General features: G+C 59.9%; 17 protein-coding genes. 6 read left to right on the forward strand and 11 right to left on the reverse strand.

Annotation, left to right across the window (positions count from 1 at the left end; all coding sequences use genetic code 11):
* Position 1: 1 nt before the first annotated feature.
* Positions 2–1,285, reverse strand: coding sequence for an aspartate aminotransferase family protein (locus RHM58_RS05465; protein ID WP_322269822.1), 1,284 nt, complete (start codon positions 1,283–1,285; stop codon positions 2–4).
* Between the two features lie 169 nt (positions 1,286–1,454).
* On the opposite strand from RHM58_RS05465, the gene RHM58_RS05470 reads away from it, so the two are divergent.
* Entirely contained in the window at positions 1,455–2,384 is a 930-nt protein-coding gene (locus RHM58_RS05470; RefSeq protein WP_201198278.1) for a LysR family transcriptional regulator, read from the forward strand.
* 227 nt (positions 2,385–2,611) lie between these two features.
* Here the strand turns inward: RHM58_RS05470 and RHM58_RS05475 are convergent, their stop codons facing one another.
* The 10 genes from RHM58_RS05475 to bioB all read right to left on the reverse strand — a co-directional run bounded on the left by RHM58_RS05475 (position 2,612) and on the right by bioB (position 15,170).
* Complete coding sequence (locus tag RHM58_RS05475) at positions 2,612–4,390, reverse strand: acyl-CoA dehydrogenase C-terminal domain-containing protein (protein ID WP_322269824.1); 1,779 nt, start codon at positions 4,388–4,390, stop codon at positions 2,612–2,614.
* A 253-nt stretch (positions 4,391–4,643) separates the two neighbouring features.
* Positions 4,644–6,440, reverse strand: a complete 1,797-nt coding sequence (locus RHM58_RS05480; RefSeq protein ID WP_322269825.1) for an acyl-CoA dehydrogenase C-terminal domain-containing protein — start codon at positions 6,438–6,440, stop codon at positions 4,644–4,646.
* Between the two features lie 90 nt (positions 6,441–6,530).
* The gene (locus tag RHM58_RS05485; RefSeq protein WP_201198281.1) at positions 6,531–7,817 is read right to left on the reverse strand and encodes a GGDEF domain-containing protein; all 1,287 of its coding nucleotides are present in this window, start codon (positions 7,815–7,817) and stop codon (positions 6,531–6,533) included.
* 263 nt (positions 7,818–8,080) lie between these two features.
* Entirely contained in the window at positions 8,081–9,886 is a 1,806-nt protein-coding gene (locus tag RHM58_RS05490) for a phenylacyl-CoA dehydrogenase (protein WP_201198283.1), read from the reverse strand.
* 277 nt (positions 9,887–10,163) lie between these two features.
* Positions 10,164–10,460, reverse strand: coding sequence for a pyrroloquinoline quinone biosynthesis protein PqqE (locus tag RHM58_RS05495; RefSeq protein ID WP_322269829.1), 297 nt, complete (start codon positions 10,458–10,460; stop codon positions 10,164–10,166).
* A 122-nt stretch (positions 10,461–10,582) separates the two neighbouring features.
* On the reverse strand, positions 10,583–11,263 hold the full coding sequence (gene bioD, locus RHM58_RS05500) for a dethiobiotin synthase (protein ID WP_201198287.1): 681 nt from the start codon (positions 11,261–11,263) through the stop codon (positions 10,583–10,585).
* Positions 11,260–12,072, reverse strand: coding sequence for a malonyl-ACP O-methyltransferase BioC (bioC, locus tag RHM58_RS05505; RefSeq protein ID WP_201198289.1), 813 nt, complete (start codon positions 12,070–12,072; stop codon positions 11,260–11,262). Before bioC ends, bioD begins: the two co-directional genes overlap by 4 nt.
* On the reverse strand, positions 12,065–12,796 hold the full coding sequence (locus RHM58_RS05510; protein ID WP_201198291.1) for an alpha/beta fold hydrolase: 732 nt from the start codon (positions 12,794–12,796) through the stop codon (positions 12,065–12,067). Before RHM58_RS05510 ends, bioC begins: the two co-directional genes overlap by 8 nt.
* Positions 12,789–13,967, reverse strand: a complete 1,179-nt coding sequence (bioF, locus tag RHM58_RS05515) for an 8-amino-7-oxononanoate synthase (protein WP_322269830.1) — start codon at positions 13,965–13,967, stop codon at positions 12,789–12,791. The genes RHM58_RS05510 and bioF overlap by 8 nt, the downstream gene beginning before the upstream one ends.
* Positions 13,968–14,114: 147 nt before the next feature.
* The gene (gene bioB, locus RHM58_RS05520) at positions 14,115–15,170 is read right to left on the reverse strand and encodes a biotin synthase BioB (RefSeq protein ID WP_201198295.1); all 1,056 of its coding nucleotides are present in this window, start codon (positions 15,168–15,170) and stop codon (positions 14,115–14,117) included.
* Positions 15,171–15,262: 92 nt separating this feature from the next.
* Between bioB and RHM58_RS05525 the strand changes: the two genes are divergently transcribed.
* From RHM58_RS05525 to rarD, 5 genes are all read left to right on the forward strand, one after another.
* Positions 15,263–16,003, forward strand: coding sequence for a ComF family protein (locus RHM58_RS05525; RefSeq protein ID WP_201256691.1), 741 nt, complete (start codon positions 15,263–15,265; stop codon positions 16,001–16,003).
* A 183-nt stretch (positions 16,004–16,186) separates the two neighbouring features.
* Positions 16,187–16,951 (forward strand): TOBE domain-containing protein, encoded by a 765-nt coding sequence (locus RHM58_RS05530; RefSeq protein WP_201256690.1) that lies wholly within the window; start codon positions 16,187–16,189, stop codon positions 16,949–16,951.
* Between the two features lie 58 nt (positions 16,952–17,009).
* Positions 17,010–18,911 (forward strand): PhoX family protein, encoded by a 1,902-nt coding sequence (locus RHM58_RS05535; protein ID WP_201198302.1) that lies wholly within the window; start codon positions 17,010–17,012, stop codon positions 18,909–18,911.
* Between the two features lie 186 nt (positions 18,912–19,097).
* Positions 19,098–20,072: a serine/threonine protein kinase gene (locus RHM58_RS05540; protein ID WP_054616850.1), complete on the forward strand. Its 975-nt coding sequence runs from the start codon at positions 19,098–19,100 to the stop codon at positions 20,070–20,072.
* 176 nt (positions 20,073–20,248) lie between these two features.
* Positions 20,249–21,136 (forward strand): EamA family transporter RarD, encoded by an 888-nt coding sequence (gene rarD / locus RHM58_RS05545; protein WP_201198326.1) that lies wholly within the window; start codon positions 20,249–20,251, stop codon positions 21,134–21,136.
* Positions 21,137–21,342: the final 206 nt, after the last annotated feature.

Raw genomic sequence — 21,342 nt, forward strand, 5'->3', positions numbered from 1 at the left:
ATCAGACGGCAATCCCTTTGCGGCACTGCAGTTGCGCGGTGCGTACCCGGGAAAAAGCGCGAGCCAGGCGTAGGAGCATTTCGTCGATGTTGGCTTTGCTGACGGTGAGCGCCGGGGTGAAGCGCAGGCAATCGGGTTGTGGGGCGTTGAGCAGCAAGCCTTCATGGTGTGCTGCTTTGACGACCGCGTCGGCTGAATCGTCCGACAGTGTCAGTCCCCAAAACAGCCCTTGCCCGCGCAGTTCGCCGTGGCCGTAGCGATTAGCCAAGCGCCCAAGACCTTCGCCAAGGTACTGACCGGTTTTCTGTACATGTTCGAGAAAGCCTTTGTCCTGCACGCTATCAAGAACGGCCAGGCCGGCAGCGGTCATCAGTGCATTGCCGTGGTGGGTGCCGATCATTTCACCGATGTCGAAACAACAGGCCTTGCCTCGGGCAAGCAATGCCGCCAACGGCACGCCACCGCCCAAGCCTTTGCCGAGCACAACGATATCGGCCCGCACGCCGTAGGATTGTTCCGCGAGCAAGGTGCCGCAACGGCCGATCCCGGTCTGGACTTCGTCGAGGATCAGCAGGATGCCCAGTTCACGACACAACCGTTCAACACCCTTGAGGTAATGCTCGACGGCCGGAATCACCCCGGCTTCACTCTGGATCGGCTCGAGCATGATCGCCACGGTCCGAGCGTCTACGGCTGCATGCAACGCTGGAAGGTCATTGAACGGGACGTGGCTGAAGCCCGGTAGCTGCGGCTCAAATCGATTGGTCAGGTTAGAACTGTCCGACGCCGAAATCGTCCCGAGACTACGGCCATGGCAGCCCTTGTTGGCAACGATGATCCGCGAAGCGCCGCCGCGATGCAGCTGACCCCATTTGCGTGCCAACTTGATCGCCGCGTCGCAGGCTTCGCTGCCACTGTTGAGCAGGTAGGCCTGATCGCTGCCAGTACTGGCGCAAAGCCGTTCGGCGAGGTTGAGCATGGCGCGGTTATGCAGGCCGAAACCGGGGTTGATCAGCGTCCGGGCCTGATCCGAAATCGCGTTGACCAGCACTGACGGGCTATGCCCCAGGCTGTTGGCCCCACCACCCTGGGTGAAATCCAGATAAGCGCGATCATCGCTATCCCACAACCACGAACCTTGCCCACGCACAAAAATCTGCTGTGGCCGCTCGACGCTGGGCATCAGGCATTCGCTGGACAGGTTGTCACGGTGCGATGGCTGCACGGTGTCCATGACCAGATCATCCAGACTGGGAGGGCTGCGCCGCAAATTAAACAAATTCATCTCAAAAAACCTCGCTTTAGGCTTTTCGTCTTTCCTATGCAAACACCATCGATGCAAACGGTATTCATCGTGCTTTCCGGCCCTGTAAGCCTTGTGAATGCGGTTAGACTAGGCGCAGGCACGGCGCTGAGCCATTTCGATTTCACAGCATTTTCGATAAGTATTACTTATGGATTTCAAGCAACTGCGTTATTTCGTCGCGGTCTACGAAGAAGGCCATGTGGGCCGGGCTGCCGAGCGACTGTCCATCTCACAACCGGCGCTGTCGCAGCAGATCCGCCACCTCGAACAGAACCTCGATGTGAGCCTGTTCGAGCGCAGCAGCAAACGCTTGCTGCCGACCCTGGCGGCACACACGTTGTACAACCACGCGCTGCCGTTGCTCGATGGCCTGCAACGGGCGCGGGAAGCGCTGGGCAATTTCAAGGGTCAGGCGCTGCGCACCTTGGCGATTGGCGTGTTGCAGACCGTCCACACCAGCCTGGTGCCGCAGATGCTCGAACGGGTGCGCAAGGCGCAGCCGCATCTGGTGGTGCAGATCTATGAACTGACCGGACTTGAGATCGAACGGCGGTTGCTCAACGGTTCCCTGGACATCGGAATCAGCTACCTGCCGCCTCGCCAGCCAGGATTGCACGGCGTGATGCTGTACGAAGATGAACTGACGCTTGTCATCCCGGCGGATCATCCGTTGCGCGAATTCAAGAAGGTCTCCATGAGTCAGGCCGCGGAATTACCGATGCTGCTATTGGGCGAAGAGTTTCAGTTGCGGCAGATCTGGCAGACGCAATTGGCCAGCCTTGGCCGACGTCCGCAGGTGCAGGCCGAACTGAACAACATGGCGGGGATTCTCGACAGCTTGCCCCACACGCGGCTGGCAACTGTTCTGCCCGGGCGCTCGCAAAAGGCGCTCGGCAATAATGAACTGCTGTGGAAACCACTGACCGAGCCGCGAGTGCCGCTGAAAGTCGGGTTGGTGTGCCGGGATGTGCAACGGCAACAAGCCTCGCTGGCGTTGCTGCGCACGTTGCTGGAAGAAGTACTCAATGGTCCCGATGACCGCTTGAACGGCCCGGCGCCACTGGATGTGATGAGCTGAATACTTTTCTGCAGGCAAAAGAAAACCCCGCCGAAGCGGGGCTTTGCAGACTGTTTCCCTGACATCCATTTCACTCCGCCGTCCTGGCAGAATCCTACGTGTCCGTGTTGTTACTTTGCGCTTCCTGCGCGACGTCCATGTGAAGTAGATTAGCTCTGGATCCAATCGGCGCATATGGGAAAACAGCAGTACGTCATGTAAGAGATTGCTTACATGACGTTACAGGGTCAGAACTGCGATGCGTCCAGCAGGAACAGCGTCTCGCTACCGGCCTTCACCGACGCGCTCAACGAGTGAATCCGCGGCAGCAGACGGGCGAAATAGAATCGCGCCGTGCCGAGTTTGCTCGCGTAGAACTCGTCCTGCGCTTCTTTGCCGAAAGCGGCCTTGGCCATCAATGCCCACATGTAGGCGTAGGCAACGTAGCCGAATGCTTGCAGATATTCGACCGACGCCGCGCCGATTTCATTCGGGTTGTTTTTCGCCCGGTCCAGTACCCACGAAGTCAGCTCATCAAGGGTGCTCACCGCGTCGTTCAACGGCTTGGTGAACTCAGCCAGGTCAGCACTGGCTGTCTCGGTGAAGTGACGAATCTCATCCGCGAACAGGTTGTAGAACGCCCCGCCAGTGCCGACGATCTTGCGACCTACAAGGTCCAGCGCCTGAATCCCATTGGTGCCTTCGTAGATCTGGGTGATGCGTACGTCGCGAACCAGTTGTTCCTGGCCCCACTCGCGTATGTAACCGTGGCCGCCGAAAACTTGCTGGCCATGCACGGTGGTTTCCAGGCCCAGATCGGTCAGGAATGCCTTGGCTACCGGCGTCAGCAACGCCACCAGGTCTTCCGCACGTTTGCGGGTCGTAGGGTCTTCGCTGAACTTGGCGGTGTCCAGTTGCATCGCCACATAGGTGGAGAAGGCACGACCGCCTTCGTTCGAGGCTTTCATGGTCAGCAGCATGCGACGCACGTCCGGGTGGACAATGATCGGGTCAGCCACTTTGTCTTTGTTCTGCGCGCCAGTCGGCGAACGGCTTTGCAGGCGGTCGCGGGCATATTCAACGGCGTTCTGGTAAGAGCGCTCGCCAGTGGCCAGGCCCTGGATACCCACACCCAGACGCTCGTAGTTCATCATGGTGAACATCGCCGCCAGGCCTTTGTTCGGCTCACCGACCAGGTAACCCACGGCCTCGTCGAAGTTCATCACGCAGGTCGCGGACGCCTGGATGCCCATTTTGTGTTCAATCGAACCGCAGTTGGCCGGGTTGCGCGCGCCCAGGCTGCCATCGGCATTGACCATGAACTTCGGCACCAGGAACAGCGAAATGCCTTTCGGCCCCGCCGGTGCGTCCGGCAGTTTGGCCAGCACCAGGTGAATGATGTTCTCGGTAAGGTCGTGTTCGCCGCCGGTGATGAAGATCTTGGTGCCACTGACTTTGTAGGAACCGTCGGCCTGAGGCTCGGCCTTGGTGCGGATAATCCCCAGGTCCGTACCAGCGTGCGGTTCGGTCAGGCACATCGAACCGGCCCAGACGCCGGCATACATGTTCGGCAGGTAGGCGGCTTTCAGCTCTTCGCTGGCGTGGGCGTTGATCGACAGGCAGGCGCCGGCCGTCAGCATCGGGTACAAGCCAAACGACAGGCTGGCGGAGTTGACCATTTCTTCGACCTGGGCCGAAACAGCCTTGGGCATGCCCATGCCGCCGTAGGCCGGATCGCCACCGACACCGACCCAACCGCCTTCGGCATAAGTCTGATAAGCCTGTGGGAAACCTGCCGGTGTGGTGACGGCACCGTCCGCCCAATGGCAGCCTTCTTCGTCCGCCGCTCGGCTCAGGGGCGCGATGCTTTTGCTGGTGACCTTGCCGGCTTCTTCGAGAATGGCTTCGACGGTTTCAGCATCGACGGTATCCGCCAGCGCCGGCAGCTCGGCCCAGAGTTTGGCGACCTCGAAAACTTCATTGAGGACGAAGCGCATATCGCGCAGGGGCGCTTTGTAGTCAGCCATGGCAAACCTCGCAAGATCTAAACGGGTGATTCGTAGGAATGGTGCTTTCGTTGGGTCCGAGTGTAACCCAACAACTTTTACGACACATAGGGTCAGCACGTGACCGATTTGTAATTTTTAGTCACTGAGTTCTTGTGCCTGCCAAACGCATTCGCGGGCAAGCCTCGCTCCTACAGGTCCGTGCGCAAACTTCGCGAACAACATTGGACGTGTAGGAGCAAGGCTTACCCGCGATGCTTTTAAAGCGCGCTCGTCAAAGCGCAAACAACTCCGCCGGCAGCTTCATCAGGCAATCACTCCCCGCCTCGATCGCCGCCCGATGAGCGGCAGTTCGCGGCAGCAATCGCTTGAAGTAGAACTCGCAGGTCGCCAGTTTGCCCTGGCAATATTCGGCATCGCCGCTGCCCGCGCCCAACTGCGCCTGAGCCACCAGCGCCATGCGCAGCCATAGATAGCCGAGGATGATGTAACCGCTGTACATCAAGTAATCCACCGACGCAGCGCCGACTTCATCCGGATTTTTCATCGCGGCCATGCCGATTTTAGTCGTCACCTCGCCCCACTGCTGATTCAAGCCATTGAGCTGTGCCACAAAGCTGCCGAGCTGTGGATGCTCCGCGTTTGCCGCGCAGAACTTGTGGACGATCTTGGTAAAGCCACGCAGCAGTTTGCCCTGGCTGCCGAGGACTTTACGTCCCAGCAAGTCCAACGCCTGAATGCCGTTGGTACCTTCGTAGATCGGCGCAATCCGGCAGTCGCGAACCAATTGCTCCATACCCCACTCGCGGATAAAGCCGTGGCCGCCAAACACCTGCATGCCGTGGTTGGTCACTTCCAGGCCGGTATCGGTCATGAAGGCTTTGCAGATCGGCGTCAGGAATGCCAACAGATCTTCTGCATCCTGCCGCGCCGTTTCATCCGCGCTCAAATGCGCGGCATCCAACAACTGCGCGGTGAAGTAGGTCAGCGCCCGGTTGCCTTCGTTGAAGGCCTTCATGGTCAGTAACATCCGGCGCACATCGGGATGGACGATGATCGGGTCGGCAGGTTTTTCCGGGGCTTTCGGGCCGGTCAGCGAGCGCATTTGCAAGCGATCGTTGGCGTACTTGATCGCGCCCTGGAAGCTCGCCTCGCCCAGACATAAGCCCTGCATGCCGGTGCCCAGGCGCGCGTGGTTCATCATGGTGAACATGCAATTCAGGCCTTTGTTCGCTTCACCGATCAAGAATCCCTTTGCATCGTCAAAATTGAGCACGCAGGTGGCTGAGGCCTTGATGCCCATTTTGTGTTCGATGGAGCCGCAGGAAACGCCGTTGCGCTCGCCCGCTTCACCTTCGGCATCGGGTAGGAATTTGGGAACGATGAACAGCGAAATGCCCTTGGTCCCGGCCGGTGCATCCGGCAGTTTGGCCAGCACTAAATGAATGATGTTGTCGCTCATGTCGTGTTCGCCGGCGGAGATGAAAATCTTGCTGCCGGAGATCGCGTAACTGCCATCAGCCTGGGGCAACGCGCGGGTCTTGATGATGCCCAGGTCGGTGCCGCAATGGGCTTCGGTCAGGCACATGGTGCCGGTCCATTGGCCGGCAGTGAGTTTGCTCAAGTAAGTCTGTTTTTGCGCTTCGGTGCCATGGGCGTGGATCGCCGACATTGCGCCGTGGGTCAGGCCGGGGTACATGCCCCAAGAGGTGTTGCTGGAGCCGACCATCTCGCTGATGACCAGGCCCAGTGAGCTCGGCAAACCCTGGCCGCCGTAAGTTGGATCGGCCGCCAGACCATGCCAGCCACCTTCCACGTATTGTGCGAAGGCTTGCTTGAAGCCTGTAGGCGTTGTCACCACGCCGTTGTCGAAATGGCAGCCTTCTTCATCACCGCTGCGATTCAGCGGTGCGAGAACGTTTTCACAAAATTTCGCGCCTTCTTCGAGGATCGCATTGACCATGTCCGGGCTGGCGTCGGTAGCGCCGAGCGCGGCGTAGTTGCTGTGAAAGTCGAAGACGTGGTCGATCAGAAAGCGCATGTCGCGCAGGGGAGCTTTGTACTCAGGCATGGTCGTTTCTCCGGCAGCAGATACCTCAAACCTACTGCCGCGCACCACGCCTCACAATCACAGTCCAGACGCTGAATGCGCCATCATCACTCAACCCGCAGCAGCGTCCATACGCACCGCGCCACGGCGGCTTTGGCCGAACGCCACCACGCAATTTCGCCCGGCACCCTTGGCGCTGTAGAGCGCTTCGTCAGCCGACTTGAGCACTTGTTCGGGCGTACGCTGCTCCAAGCGTTCGGCGACGCCAATGCTGACCGTAACCGACACACTCGACGCACCGGAGCCGGCTCGACGCTGGCGACCTTGCTGGTCGTCCTGAGGACGGTCCGGATTGCGCAATTGAATGTTGTAGGACGCAATCGACTCGCGGATGACTTCCAGGTGCGGCATGCACTCTTCGAGCGTCTTGCCCGCGAACACCAAGGCGAATTCTTCGCCCCCGTAGCGATACGCCCTACCGCCTCCGCTGATCTTGGACAGTTTGCTGGCAACCAATCGCAGCACCTGATCGCCGACATCGTGGCCGTGGGTGTCGTTGAATTTCTTGAAGTGATCGACGTCGCTCATGGCCAGTACGTAATTGCGTCCCAAGCGCTGCATGCGCTCGTTCAACGCGCGACGTCCCGGCAGCCCGGTGAGTTCGTCGCGGAAAGCCATTTGATAGGCTTCGTGTGCCACCGCCGCCGCAATCATCAGCATGACCTGACTGCACATGATGTTCAGGGTGAACGGCAGGATGAAGGTTTTCGGCAACATCCAGAACAACCCCAGCAAGCCCACGAGTTGCGCGGCGTGCAAGGGCCTCGGGTTGCGCCAGTATTGCCAGGCCAGCAGTAAAAACGCGGCGAAGAACACGGGATAGGACAACTGGATCAGGCTCATCCAGGCACCGTGCAAGGCAGGCCAGCGGATTTCCGAGAGCCACATCAGCAGCGGCTGTGGGTAACTTTGCTCAATGCCCAGCGCCACGCTACCGAACGCCAGCAACACAGCGAAGCGCGCCACCATGTCCTGAAACAGGTGAGTGCGTTCCTGCCACGCCGCGAACAGGCCGAACAGCAACGGCAACAGCAAACAACAGAGATGGAAAACCACCGCTGCGTCTTCGCGAACCTTGCCGTTATCGCGGTAATAGTCGGTCTGGGTGTCGAGCAGGAAGTAGGCGATGTACACCGTGACCATCAGAAACAGTTCACGCTGGCGTCGGTAAACCGCGCAATAAGCACCGCCGAGCAACAGCACCAAGGTTGGCAACACGTTGAACAGCGAAGTGAAGAAGACGTTGAGATCCTTTATGTACGCAGCCGAAAGCCCAGCAAGCAACAGCAGTAGTGAGGGCAAAAAATGACTGAAGCGTACAGCGGAAGAACGCGGCAAGGGTAAAGCTCCGACCCAACAGAAAGATGGCATTGTGCCTGCACCTGGAGCAGTTAAGCACATGAGAGGTGATCTATGTCACATCGCCAGCCTCTGTAACGGCAGGAATCGGGGATTTCTTAGCAATTTAGTAGGGAATATTTATCGAGGGGACGCCAACAATCCATCGTGGGTGGCCTGTCTTGCACAGCGGATTTTCGCCAGGAACAAAAAAGCCGCTGCTCTCGAAAGAACAGCGGCTTTGTGAAGGAACTGCGCGGGGTTTAGTAACCCAGGGCGAAGTCTTCTTCTTTCATGTCCATCAGGTTGTTGGCGCCCGACAGCATGGTCACAACGTGAGTGCGGGTACGCGGCAGGATGCGCTGGAAGTAGAAGCGCGCCGTCTGCAGCTTGGCGGTGTAGAACGCGGTTTCGGTGGTGCCGGCAGCCAGTTTCTCGGCAGCCAGACGCGCCATGTCAGCCCAGAAGTAGGCCAGGCAGGCATAACCGGAGTACATCAGGTAGTCCACCGACGCGGCGCCGACTTCTTCACGGTCTTTCATGGCCGCCATACCGACCTTCATGGTCAGCTCGCCCCATTCTTTGTTCAGCGCAGCCAATGGCTCGACGAACTCTTTGACCGCTTCGTTGCCTTCGTTGGTCTGGCAGAACTTGTGGACGATCTTGGTGAACCCTTTCAGAGCCTCGCCTTGAGTCATCAGCACTTTGCGGCCCAACAGGTCGAGTGCCTGGATACCGGTGGTGCCTTCGTACAGCATCGAAATGCGGCTGTCGCGAACGTTCTGCTCCATGCCCCACTCGGCGATGAAACCGTGACCACCGTAGATTTGCACGCCGTGGTTGGCGGATTCAAAACCGACTTCAGTCATGAAGGCTTTGGCGATCGGAGTCATGAAGGCCAACAGTGCGTCAGCCTTCTTCTTCTCTTCTTCGTCCACGCCGTATTTGACGATGTCGACTTGCTTGGCGGTGAAGTAAACCATCGCGCGGTTGCCTTCGGCGAACGCCTTCATGGTCAACAGCATGCGACGTACGTCTGGGTGCACGATGATCGGGTCTGCGGCTTTTTCCGGCGCTTTCGGGCCAGTCAGGGAGCGCATTTGCAGACGATCACGAGCGTATTTCAGGCCGCCCTGGAAGCCGATCTCGGCGTGGGCCAGACCTTGCAGCGCGGTACCCAGGCGAGCGGTGTTCATAAAGGTGAACATGCAGTTCAGGCCTTTGTTCGCCGGGCCGATCAGGAAACCGGTGGCCGCGTCGAAGTTCATCACGCAGGTCGCGTTACCGTGGATGCCCATTTTGTGTTCCAGGGAACCACAGGTCACGGCGTTGCGAGCGCCGATCGAACCGTCGGCGTTCGGCATGAACTTCGGAACGATGAACAGCGAAATGCCTTTGGTGCCAGCCGGCGCATCCGGCAGACGTGCCAGCACGATGTGGACGATGTTGTCGGCCATGTCGTGTTCACCGGCCGAGATGAAGATCTTGGTGCCGGAGACTTTGTAGGAACCGTCGGCCTGAGGTTCGGCCTTGGTGCGCAACATGCCCAGGTCGGTGCCGCAGTGCGGTTCGGTCAGGCACATGGTACCGGTCCATTCGCCGGAAACCAGCTTGGTCAGGTAAGCATCTTGCTGCTCAGGCGTACCGTGCTCGGAAATGGTGTTCATCGCGCCATGCGACAGGCCTGGGTACATGCCCCACGACCAGTTGGCTTCGCCAACCATTTCACTCACGGCCAGACCCAGAGACTCCGGCAAGCCTTGGCCGCCATGCTCTACGTCGTGGGCCAGGCTTGGCCAGCCGCCTTCAACGAATTGTTTGTAGGCTTCTTTAAAGCCAGTCGGGGTTTTAACGCCGGACTCGCTCCAGGTGCAGCCTTCGGTGTCACCCACGCGGTTCAGCGGAGCCAGCACCTGCTCACAAAACTTGGCGCCTTCTTCGAGAATGGCGTCAACCATGTCCGGAGTTGCGTCTGCGCAAGCCGGAAGGCTCTGATAGTGCGCTTCGTAGCCGAGCAGTTCGTCACGAACGAAGCGAATATCACGCAAGGGGGCCTTGTAGTCAGGCATAGCGATAAACCTCTGCTGATGTAACCGGGAATGAACGACCGTGTTGATTTGTTGTGACGGTCAAACAGTTGTTTGAAACATACGTTTACGCCCAAATCTTGTCAAGCATCGATCTTTTGCCATTCGTCATCATGCCGCGCACATAACGGCCACACAGCCGCACACCGCCGTCGACAAAGCGACAAGCCATGCAGGAAAGATTAGTTGAGGGAGAAGGACTTACGCAGAAAAACGCCGCGAAGATTCGCGGCGTCGGAGTAGCAGATTCAGCAAGTGATCAAGCGTAGGTATCAATCAACGTCCCCAGCATTTCATCGGAAGCCTTGGCGACTTTCGCGCCGAGCTCAACCTGAAACTTGCCCTGAGACATCTCGACCATATTGCTGGCCAGGTCTGATTGCTGGCTGCGATCTACCGAACGCAGACGATCAACCTGTGCTTCGGAGGATTGGCTCTTCTCCGAGCGATCAATCGTGGTGTTGGCGATCTGGCCGGCAGCCTGATCGACACGGTTCTGCCCCGTCTGAATAGAGCTCAGACCGGCATAAAAAGCGGTGCTTCCTGAGATTTCCATGGGAGAACTCGTCCTTGCAAAGGATCAACAGTGGCCATTGAAGCAGACACGTGGGCAAAACACCCGACAAAAACACTAATGGCATAGTGCCTTGTCATAGCAAAAACCCGCACCTGGAAATATTAATCCAACAGATCCAATTGCAGATGCTCGGCCACCGCCTCCGCCGTCACCGACTTGAGTTTCGGCACCCGCCCCAAACACGGTGCGGGTATGCGCTCGGCCAACGTGGCGAGGTTTTCCTCCAGGCGCGAGGTCTTCGGATCAATGATGTTGGCCACCCAGCCCGCCAATTGCAGCCCATCGTTAGCAATCGCTTCAGCGGTCAGCAGTGCATGACTGATGCAACCCAACCGCACGCCAACCACCAGAATCACGGGCAGATTCAGCGCCATCGCCAAGTCCGACAAATTGTCCTGATCCGCCAAAGGCACGCGCCAGCCACCAGCGCCTTCAATCAGCGTGAAGTCTGCGTTCAAATCCAGAATCTCACGCATCGGCGTCAGCAAGGATTGCACCGTCAACGCCACGCCCGCCTCCCGCGCTGCCAGATGCGGAGCGATCGCCGGTTCGAACGCCACCGGGTTGACCTGTGCATACGTCAACGGCACCGAACACTCAGCCAGCAACGCCAACGCATCGGCGTTACGCAATCCCTTGGGTGTCACCTCGCAACCGGAGGCCACCGGTTTGCCCGCCGCCGTACTCAACCCCGCCAACCGCGCGGCATGCAGCAAACCCGCAGCAACGGTGGTCTTGCCGACATCAGTGTCGGTGCCCGTGATGAAATAGGCTGCGCTCATAAGGGTTTCTCCAACACGGCATAAACCACTTGATAAGTCGCCGGCAGTCCCTGTGCCTGACGAAACTGTTCATACGCCTCGATCAAGCCGAGGATTCGCGCCCTGCCGGTCAAACCGCCCGGCCGTCCAGGGTTCAGGTTATGCGCGCCCAGCGCCTTGAGCTCGTGGGTCAGGCTGCGCACATCCGGGTAATGCAGCACATGCACACAGGCTTGCAGACTGACAACCTTCAAGCCACTGGCCGTGCACAGCTGTTGATAAGTACCGAACTCGCGGAAGCGGTTGACGTGCACCATGCCATCCACCTGACGCCAACTGTCACGCAATTCGTACAACGTTCCTACACAAAGACTAGCAAACGCGAAAACACCGCCCGGTTTCAATGCCCGATATGCCTCACTGAGCACCGACGTAAAGTCCGAACACCACTGCACCGCGAGGCTGGAGAAAATCAGGTCACAGGTCGAGTCCTGCAACGGCAGCCGCTCGGCATCGCCGGCGATGAAGTGCGTTGCACCGCCCAATGGCCGAGCGTGATTGAGCATGCCCTCCGCGATGTCCAGCGCCACGCCGTGACCGGCAGGAAAACGCTCACCCAGCGCTCGACTGAAATGCCCGGTGCCGCAGCCCAGGTCCAGCCAGCGACCCGGTACAAAATCATCTGGCAACCGACGTAACAGCTCGCTGCCAACATCGCGCTGCAACTCAGCCACGCTGTCGTAGCTGGCCGCCGCGCGGGAAAAGGACGCTGCCACCTGACGTTTGTCGGGCAAACCACCGGGCAGGTTGGGAAGGGATAAATCAGTCATCACCGGACTCATGCAAAAATGCCTGGATCGCCCCCGCCACACCGTGGGGGTCTTCCAGAAGAAACGCGTGGCTGGCCTGTTCGATCAGGCCGATTTCGACATCCGGCAACAGCGCCAGCAATTCTGCGGCCGCTTCGGCCGGAACCAACCCGTCGAGGCCGGCGAACAGATGCAGTTGTGGGCCACGGAACGCCTGCAACGCCTGACGTGTATCCAGTTGCGCAAGCACTTCCAGACCACTCATCAATACCGCCGTCGACGTACTCGGCGCACCGCCAAGCAACAGTCGCGACAGCCCGCGCGGGTCTTCGGCACCTTGGGCGCAGAGCAGCGAGAAACGTTTCAACGTCATGCGCGGATCGGCGCCACAACCCGCCAGAAACGCATCGAACGTCTCGCCGGGCATCGCACTCAGCCATTGCTCATGGGCGACAAACGAAGGGTTACTCGAAAGCGTCAGCAAGCCGCAGCAGCGATCACCGCGCCGCGCCGCCAACTCGGAGGCGAGCATGCCGCCCAGAGACCAACCGCCGAGCCAGGCATCCTGAGGCAGAGTCGAATCGAGCTCATCAAGCCACTCGGCAAGATCACCCGATTCCAGTTCCGGCAAAGGTTCGATCTCGACCCGCAGGTGTTCATCCAGCCCCTGCAACGCCGCCGCCAAGGGCTCCAGCGGCGAAACGCCGAGTCCCCAGCCAGGCAGCAGAATCAAACGATCACGCATGGCTTGGCTCCGGTCCCAGTTGTGCAAAACAATCGGCCAGTCCATTTAACAATAGCTGCACCTGCGCCTCGCTGTGGGCGGCGGTCAGGGTCACGCGCAAGCGAGCGCTGCCGGCCGGCACGGTGGGCGGACGGATCGCGGTCACCATCAGACCGCGCTCGCGCAGCATCTGCGACAGTCGAACCGCGCGCCCGGCATCGCCAATCATGATCGGCTGGATCGGTGTGAAGCTGTCCATGAGTTCCAGGCCGATTTGTTCGGCACCTCGACGAAATTGACGGATCAGCACATTAAGGTGCTCGCGCCGCCAATGCTCGCTGCGCAGTAATTCGAGACTTTTCAGCGTCGCGCAGGCCAGGGCCGGCGGCTGGCTGGTGGTGTAGATGTAGGGACGAGCGAACTGGATCAGACTCTCGACCAACTCTTCGCTACCCGCCACAAAAGCACCGGCCGTACCGAACGCCTTGCCGAGGGTGCCGACCAACACCGGCACATCCTCCTGACTCAAGCCAAAATGCTCGACGATCCCGGCACCATTGGCGCCCAGCGGACCAAAGCCGTGGGCATCATCGACCATCAGCCACGCACCTTTGGCCTTGGCCTCGCGGGCCAGCGCCGGCAGATCGGCGATGTCGCCGTCCATGCTGAACACGCCGTCGGTGGCTACTAGCGTGTTGCCGGTGGCTTTCTCCAGGCGCTTGGCCAGGCTCTCAGCGTCGTTGTGCAGATAACGATTGAAGCGCGCACCGGACAACAAACCGGCATCCAGCAAGGAGGCGTGATTGAGCCGGTCTTCCAGCACCGTATCGCCCTGCCCGATCAACGCGGTGACCGCGCCGAGGTTGGCCATGTAACCGGTAGTGAACAGCAGCGCACGCGGGCGCCCGGTGAGATCGGCTAACGCCTCTTCCAACGCGTGATGGGGGGTGCTGTGGCCGATAACCAAATGCGAAGCCCCGCCGCCGACGCCCCAGCGAGCCGCACCGGCGCGCCAGGCTTCGATCACTTGCGGGTGATTGGCCAGGCCCAGGTAGTCGTTGTTACAAAACGCCAGCAACGGCTGACCATCGACGACTACTTCAGGGCCTTGAGGGCTTTCGAGCAGTGGGCGTTGGCGATAGAGATTTTCGGCACGACGGGCAGCAAGGCGTGCGGCGAGATCGAAAGACATGCAGGCCTCGGAGGTCAATATGGGTAAACATTCAATCCCAATGTGGGAGCGGGCTTGCTCGCGAAGGGGCCGTCACATCCAACATTTATGGTGACTGAAACTCCGCCTTCGCGAGCAAGCCCGCTCCCACATTTGATTTGTGTCGGGTCAAACAGCAGCGTTATAGAACTGCTCGCTGCTCTTCTGCTCAACCAGCGCCTGCTCGATAGCCGCTTGATGCACTTCATCGGCGTGCTCTTCGCGCGCTTCCGGCAGAATGCCCAGGCGCGAGAACAGTTGCATGTCCTTGTCGGCCTGCGGGTTGGCGGTGGTCAGCAACTTGTCGCCGTAGAAAATCGAGTTGGCACCGGCGAAGAAGGCCAGGGCCTGCATCTGCTCGTTCATCGCTTCGCGGCCGGCGGACAGGCGCACGTGGGATTGCGGCATCAGGATGCGGGCGACGGCGAGCATGCGAATGAAGTCGAACGGGTCGATGTCATCGGCGTTTTCCAGCGGCGTACCAGCAACTTTCACCAGCATGTTGATCGGCACCGATTCCGGGTGTTCCGGCAGGTTGGCCAACTGGATCAGCAGGTTGGCGCGGTCATCGAGGGACTCGCCCATGCCGAGGATGCCACCGGAGCAGATCTTCATCCCCGAATCACGCACATAAGCCAGGGTTTGCAGACGCTCGCCATAGGTGCGGGTGGTGATGATGCTGCCGTAGAACTCCGGCGAGGTATCGAGGTTGTGGTTGTAGTAGTCGAGGCCAGCGTCGGCCAGCGCAACGGTCTGGTCCTGATCGAGACGACCGAGGGTCATGCAGGTTTCCAGGCCCATGGCTTTCACGCCTTTGACCATCTCCAGCACGTACGGCATGTCTTTGGCCGACGGGTGTTTCCAGGCAGCGCCCATGCAGAAACGGGTCGAACCGATGGCCTTGGCGCGAGCGGCCTCTTCGAGGACCTTCTGCACTTCCATCAGTTTTTCTTTTTCCAGGCCGGTGTTGTAGTGACCGGACTGCGGACAATATTTGCAATCTTCCGGGCAGGCGCCGGTCTTGATCGACAGCAGCGTCGAAACCTGGACTCGGTTGGCGTCGAAATGCGCGCGGTGCACCGTCTGCGCCTGGAACAGCAGGTCGTTGAATGGCTGAACGAAGAGTGCTTTGACTTCGGCCAAAGACCAGTCATGACGCAGGGTTGCAGAGGTGCTGGCGCTCATGGGCGTTTCCTTGATTTATGCTTGGCTGGCGACTGGGGTAACGCAATACCCACAGGCGCGACACGGATGTTCGGCATATTTAAGGAAGAGCGATGCGCTGTCAACCACGATACGCAGGACCGGTTTACATCTGGTTAAAAAATAAACAATTCTGTTTGCTTTGTTCAGAGCCCGCCGACGACACCACGCCGATCTGTACAGCCTGCGAAGCCGAGTTGCCCTGGCTCGGCGATCACTGCCAGACCTGCGCCCTGCCACTGCCCGCGTCCGGCCTGACGTGCGGCCAATGCCTGCAACAACCGCCGGCCTTCGAGCGAGTGGCGGCGCCGTGGATCTACAGCTTTCCGGTGGACACGTTGATCACCCGCTTCAAGCACAACGCAAAGTGGCCGTTTGGCCGCTTGCTCGGCGAACTTCTTGCGCAATTCCTGCAACATCGCTTCGATGAAGACCTTGATCGACCCGATGCGTTGATCCCGGTGCCGCTGGCCACGAAGCGCCTGCGCCAACGAGGCTTTAACCAAGCGGCGATGCTCGCGAAGTGGCTCAGCGAAAGCCTGAACATTCCCTGTGACGAAACACTGCTGCTGAGGATTCAGGACACCAGCGCGCAACAGGATCTGAAGGCCGAGGCCCGCAAGCGAAACCTGCGTAACGCCTTCGCCCTGACACCCGATGCGTGCGTCACCGGCCGTCATCTGGCCCTGATCGATGACGTGCTGACCACCGGCGCTACCGCGCAAACCCTGGCGCGCCTGCTGATGGACGCCGGCGCGGCCCGGGTCGATGTCTATTGCCTGGCCAGAACCCCAAAACCCGGCGACACAATTTAACTGAACACCACAAAACCCTGTGGGAGCGGGCTTGCTCGCGAAAGCGGACTGGTATTCAACGCAGATGTCGACTGAACTGACGCTTTCGCGAGCAAGCCCGCTCCCACAGGACTACCGTCTGGCTTGACTCCCGCAGCCCAAGCCGCCAACGTCCTCCCATCGCCACAACCCAAAGCACCTGCCATGTCATTGCCTACGTTGTTGTCCCAGCACATTGTCCGCCGTCCGCAGCGCATTGCCCTGCTGCAACACATCGCCGAACAAGGCTCGATCACCCGCGCCGCGAAAAGCGCGGGCTTGAGTTACAAAGCGGCGTGGGACGCTATCGATGAATTGAACAACCTCGCGCAAAAACCACTGGTGGAACGCAGCGTCGGCGGCAAGGGCGGCGGTGGCGCCAAGTTGTCCAGCGAAGGCGAGCGCGTCTTGCGGCTGTATCAAAAGCTGCAAGTGTTACAGGCTCAGGTGCTTGAAGCGGCCGAAGACGCCAGCGATCTGGACTTGCTCGGTCGGCTGATGCTGCGCACCAGCGCGCGCAATCAATTGCACGGCAGAGTGATGGCGATCGAATCCCAGGGTCGCAACGACCGCATCCGTCTGGAACTGGCCGAAGGCTTAAGCATCGATGCACAGATCACCCACGACAGCACCCTGCGCCTGGAACTGCAAACCGGCACCGAAGTCGTCGCATTGATCAAGGCCGGCTGGCTGGAATTGTTGGCCATCGACCAACCCGCAACACCTGGCAACAATTGTCTGAAAGGCATTATCGAGCAGATTCTCGACGCCGAAGACGGCCCCAGCGAAGTGCGCATCGGCCTGCCCAACGGCCAGACACTCTGCGCCCTGGCCGAGCCGCTGCATTTAAGAACCTCCGGCCTCGCCATCGACAGCCCGGTGCTCGTGCAATTTGCGCCGTCCAACGTCCTGCTGGGTACTCCACTCTGAAACAAAACCTTCACTAACGCTCACTAAGGTGACTGCAAAATCCAGCAGGGAGCCTGATGTGAGCCTATTAGAAGAGAACCAACCCACCGACCTGGAAAAAATGGTCGGCCTCAGCCGTCGTGGTTTCATCAGCGCCGGCGCCCTCTGCGGTGCGGCGATGTTCCTCGGTGGCAACCTGCTGAGCCGCAGCGTGCTGGCCGCCAGTGTCAGCGCCGGCTCGAGCAATTTGCTGGGTTTCAACAGCATCGCCTCCGCCACGACTGACGTCATCACCTTGCCGCCAGGCTACAAGTCCTCGGTGCTGATCAGTTGGGGCCAGCCTCTGCAAAAGAATGGCCCGGCCTTCGACCCGAGCGGTAACGGCACCGCCCAGGCCCAGGAAGTCCAGTTCGGCGACAACAACGACGGCATGAGCCTGTTCGCCTTCCCAGGCGACAACGACCGTGCGCTGATGGCGATCAACAACGAATACACCAACTACCGCTACCTCTATCCCCACGGCGGCATGCCGCAATCGGCGGAAGACGTGCGCAAGGCCCTGGCCTGCGAAGGCGTATCGGTGATCGAAGTACAACGTCGCAGTGGCCAGTGGGAATTCGTTCAAGGCTCGCGCTACAACCGCCGCATCCACGGCAACTCGCCGCTGCGCTTGAGCGGCCCGGCGGCCGGTCACGAATTGCTCAAGACCAGCGCCGACAAGCACGGCAAGAAAGTCCTCGGCACCTTCCAGAACTGCGCCAACGGCAAGACGCCTTGGGGCACCTACCTGACGTGCGAAGAGAACTTCACCGATTGCTTCGGCAGCAGCAACGCCGAGCAAAAATTCGATGTCGCGCAAAAACGCTACGGTGCCGTGGCCGCCAGCAAGGAAATCAACTGGCACCCACACGACCCGCGTTTCGACCTGGCGAAGAATCCTAACGAACTCAACCGCCACGGCTGGGTGGTGGAAATCGACCCGTTCGACCCGCAGTCGACCCCGGTCAAACGCACCGCCCTGGGCCGTTTCAAGCACGAGAACGCCGCCCTGGCTGAAACCAATGACGGGCGCGCCGTGGTCTACATGGGCGACGACGAGCGCGGTGAGTTCATCTACAAATTCGTCAGCCGCGACAAAATCGACCACGGCAATCCCAAGGCCAACCGCGACCTGCTTGACCACGGCACCTTATATGTCGCGCGCTTCGACGCCGGCGACGGCAACGCCGATCATCCGAAAGGCCAGGGCCAGTGGATCGAACTGACCCACGGCAAAAACGGCATCGACGCCAGCAGTGGCTTTGCCGATCAGGCCGAGGTGTTGATTCACGCTCGCCTCGCGGCCAGCGTCGTCAGCGCCACGCGCATGGACCGCCCGGAATGGATCGTGGTCAGTCCCAAGGACGGCCAGGTTTATTGCACCCTGACCAACAACGCCAAGCGCGGCGAAGACGGCCAACCCGTCGGCGGGCCGAACCCAAGGGAGAAAAACGTTTACGGGCAGATCCTGCGCTGGCGCACCGACCGTGATGATCACGGCTCGGAAAGCTTTGCCTGGGACTTGTTCGTGGTCGCCGGCAATCCGGGGGTTCACGCCGGCACGCCAAAGGGCGGCTCGTCGAACATCACGCCGCAGAACATGTTCAACAGCCCGGATGGCTTGGGTTTCGACGAGGCTGGACGCTTGTGGATTCTGACTGATGGCGATTCGAGCAATGCCGCAGACTTCGCGGGCATGGGCAATAACCAGATGCTTTGCGCTGATCCGGTGACTGGGGAAATTCGCCGGTTTATGGTCGGGCCGATTGGTTGTGAGGTAACGGGGATCAGCTTTTCGCCGGATCAGAAAACCTTGTTTGTCGGGATTCAGCATCCGGGGGAAAACGGTGGCTCGACCTTCCCAGAGCACCTGCCGAATGGCAAACCGCGTTCTTCAGTGATGGCCATTACCCGTGAAGATGGCGGGGTCGTCGGCGCCTGATACGGCCCCATCGCGAGCAGGCTCGCTCCCACAGGGTTATGTGTTCACAAATCCAATGTGGGAGCGAGCCTGCTCGCGATGGCGTCCGCCCAGACAACACTCATCTCAAGCCCAACCACTATAGAAGCCCCGTCTGCGCTACCATGCTTGGCCGGACGCGGCAGCCTGCTGCGCGCAGGAGTCAGCATGGCCCACCCGTTTGCAACCCTCACCCCAGACCTCGTGCTCGATGCCGTCGAAAGCATCGGCTTTCTCAGCGATGCTCGCATTCTGGCGCTCAACAGCTACGAAAACCGCGTCTACCAGGTCGGCATCGAAGACTCCGAGCCGCTGATCGCCAAGTTCTATCGCCCGCAGCGTTGGACCAACGAAGCGATCCTCGAAGAACACCAGTTCACCTTCGAACTCGCCGAATGCGATGTGCCGGTGGTCGCGCCGATGATTCACAACGGTGCCAGCCTCCACGAGCACGCCGGGTTCCGTTTCACCCTGTTCCCCCGCCGTGGCGGCCGGGCGCCGGAGCCGGGCAATCTTGATCAGCTGTATCGCCTGGGCCAATTGCTCGGGCGCCTGCACGCCGTCGGGGCAACCAAGCCGTTCGAGCACCGTGAAGCGCTGGGCGTGAAGAACTTCGGTCACGATTCGCTGAACACTTTGCTCGAAGGCAATTTCGTCCCGAAAAGCCTGCTGCCGGCCTACGAGTCCGTCGCTCGTGATCTGCTCAAACGAGTAGAAGAGGTCTACAAGGCCACGCCGCACCAGAACATCCGCATGCACGGCGATTGCCACCCTGGCAACATGATGTGCCGCGACGAGATGTTCCACATCGTCGACCTCGACGACTGCCGCATGGGCCCGGCAGTGCAGGACATCTGGATGATGCTCGCCGGGGATCGTCAGGAATGTCTCGGTCAGTTGTCGGAATTGATGGACGGCTACAACGAATTTCACGACTTCGACCCGCGGGAATTGGCGCTGATCGAACCGCTGCGGGCGTTGCGCCTGATGCACTACAGCGCCTGGCTGGCCCGGCGCTGGGATGACCCGGCATTCCCCCACAGTTTTCCGTGGTTCGGCAGTGAGCGGTATTGGGGGGATCAGGTGTTGGCGTTGCGTGAGCAACTGTCTGCACTCAACGAAGAACCGCTAAAACTCTTCTGATTTCCCCTATCCCCTGTGGGAGCGGGCTTGCTCGCGAAAGCGGTTGCTCATTCAACATCAATGTCGACTGATCCGACGCCGGCGCGAGCAAGCCCGCTCCCACATTGGTCCGCGACCGTTCCTACAAATCTCCTTACAATCCCCTACTTTGTTAGCTGCCTAAGCAAGGATTCTGCATGCAAGCTGCCAACCCGCGTCGCGGGTACATCCTGGGCCTGAGTGCCTACATCATCTGGGGACTTTTCCCGATCTACTTCAAAGCCATCGCCTCGGTGCCGGCTGTAGAAATCATCATCCACCGCGTGCTCTGGTCCGCGCTATTCGGCGCCCTGCTGCTGATGGTCTGGAAACATCCGGGCTGGTGGCGCGAGTTGCGCGACAACCCGAAACGGCTGGCAATCCTGGCCCTGAGCGGCACGCTGATCGCGGCCAACTGGCTGACTTATGTGTGGTCGGTGAACAACGGACGAATGCTCGAAGCCAGCCTCGGTTACTACATCAACCCGCTGGTGAACGTGTTGCTGGGGATGCTGATCCTCGGTGAACGACTGCGGCGCATGCAGTGGCTGGCGGTGGGTCTGGCGGCGGTTGGCGTGGCGCAACAGGTGTGGCAGGTCGGCAGTCTGCCGTGGGTTTCGCTGGTGCTGGCGCTGACCTTCGGTTTCTACGGGCTGATCCGCAAGCAAGCGCCGGTCAAGGCGTTGCCGGGTCTGGTAGTGGAAACCTGGATGCTGGTGCCGATTGCCACGGCCTGGTTGCTGTTCAACCCGACAGCGGGCAGCGCACAGGCCGAGTTCTGGACCACGTCCGCAGCCTGGTGGCTGGTGGCGGCCGGCCCCGTGACGCTGGTGCCGCTGGTGTGTTTCAACGCCGCCGCGCGGCATTTGCCCTACACCACGCTGGGATTTCTCCAATACCTGGCGCCGACGCTGGTGCTGCTGCAAGCCGTTCTGCTGTTTGGTGAACACCTGTCGTCCAGCACTCTGGTGGCGTTCATCTTTATCTGGGCTGGCCTGGCGATTTATAGCGTCGATGCGGTGATCAGTATGCGTCGCCGTCGCTGATCAAAAAACGCACAAACCTCTACAGGCCACGTCTTTCGTGGCCTGCATCAATCCTTCCAAAGGTTATCCACAGCGTGATCCCCGCCGTTTGTGCGCAACTTGTTGAAACTGCTGGTTTTTTGATCAGAACCTGAAGAACCCCGGCCGGCTTGGCCTGGCGGGGTATCTCTACAGGTTATCCACAGGCAGGTGCACGTTAAACTTGG

This window comes from Pseudomonas sp. 10S4 (assembly GCF_034344865.1).
In the GTDB taxonomy this organism is placed as follows: Bacteria; Pseudomonadota; Gammaproteobacteria; order Pseudomonadales; family Pseudomonadaceae; genus Aquipseudomonas.

What these genes read in the sequence shown, in the direction of transcription:
- RHM58_RS05465 (WP_322269822.1), bottom strand. Translation starts at nt 1,285, where the DNA reads ATGAATTTGTTTAATTTGCGGCGCAGCCCTCCCAGTCTGGATGATCTG.
- RHM58_RS05470 (WP_201198278.1), top strand. Translation starts at nt 1,455, where the DNA reads ATGGATTTCAAGCAACTGCGTTATTTCGTCGCGGTCTACGAAGAAGGC.
- RHM58_RS05475 (WP_322269824.1), bottom strand. Translation starts at nt 4,390, where the DNA reads ATGGCTGACTACAAAGCGCCCCTGCGCGATATGCGCTTCGTCCTCAAT.
- RHM58_RS05480 (WP_322269825.1), bottom strand. Translation starts at nt 6,440, where the DNA reads ATGCCTGAGTACAAAGCTCCCCTGCGCGACATGCGCTTTCTGATCGAC.
- RHM58_RS05490 (WP_201198283.1), bottom strand. Translation starts at nt 9,886, where the DNA reads ATGCCTGACTACAAGGCCCCCTTGCGTGATATTCGCTTCGTTCGTGAC.
- RHM58_RS05495 (WP_322269829.1), bottom strand. Translation starts at nt 10,460, where the DNA reads ATGGAAATCTCAGGAAGCACCGCTTTTTATGCCGGTCTGAGCTCTATT.
- bioD (WP_201198287.1), bottom strand. Translation starts at nt 11,263, where the DNA reads ATGAGCGCAGCCTATTTCATCACGGGCACCGACACTGATGTCGGCAAG.
- bioC (WP_201198289.1), bottom strand. Translation starts at nt 12,072, where the DNA reads ATGACTGATTTATCCCTTCCCAACCTGCCCGGTGGTTTGCCCGACAAA.
- RHM58_RS05510 (WP_201198291.1), bottom strand. Translation starts at nt 12,796, where the DNA reads ATGCGTGATCGTTTGATTCTGCTGCCTGGCTGGGGACTCGGCGTTTCG.
- bioF (WP_322269830.1), bottom strand. Translation starts at nt 13,967, where the DNA reads ATGTCTTTCGATCTCGCCGCACGCCTTGCTGCCCGTCGTGCCGAAAAT.
- bioB (WP_201198295.1), bottom strand. Translation starts at nt 15,170, where the DNA reads ATGAGCGCCAGCACCTCTGCAACCCTGCGTCATGACTGGTCTTTGGCC.
- RHM58_RS05525 (WP_201256691.1), top strand. Translation starts at nt 15,263, where the DNA reads ATGCGCTGTCAACCACGATACGCAGGACCGGTTTACATCTGGTTAAAA.
- RHM58_RS05530 (WP_201256690.1), top strand. Translation starts at nt 16,187, where the DNA reads ATGTCATTGCCTACGTTGTTGTCCCAGCACATTGTCCGCCGTCCGCAG.
- RHM58_RS05540 (WP_054616850.1), top strand. Translation starts at nt 19,098, where the DNA reads ATGGCCCACCCGTTTGCAACCCTCACCCCAGACCTCGTGCTCGATGCC.
- rarD (WP_201198326.1), top strand. Translation starts at nt 20,249, where the DNA reads ATGCAAGCTGCCAACCCGCGTCGCGGGTACATCCTGGGCCTGAGTGCC.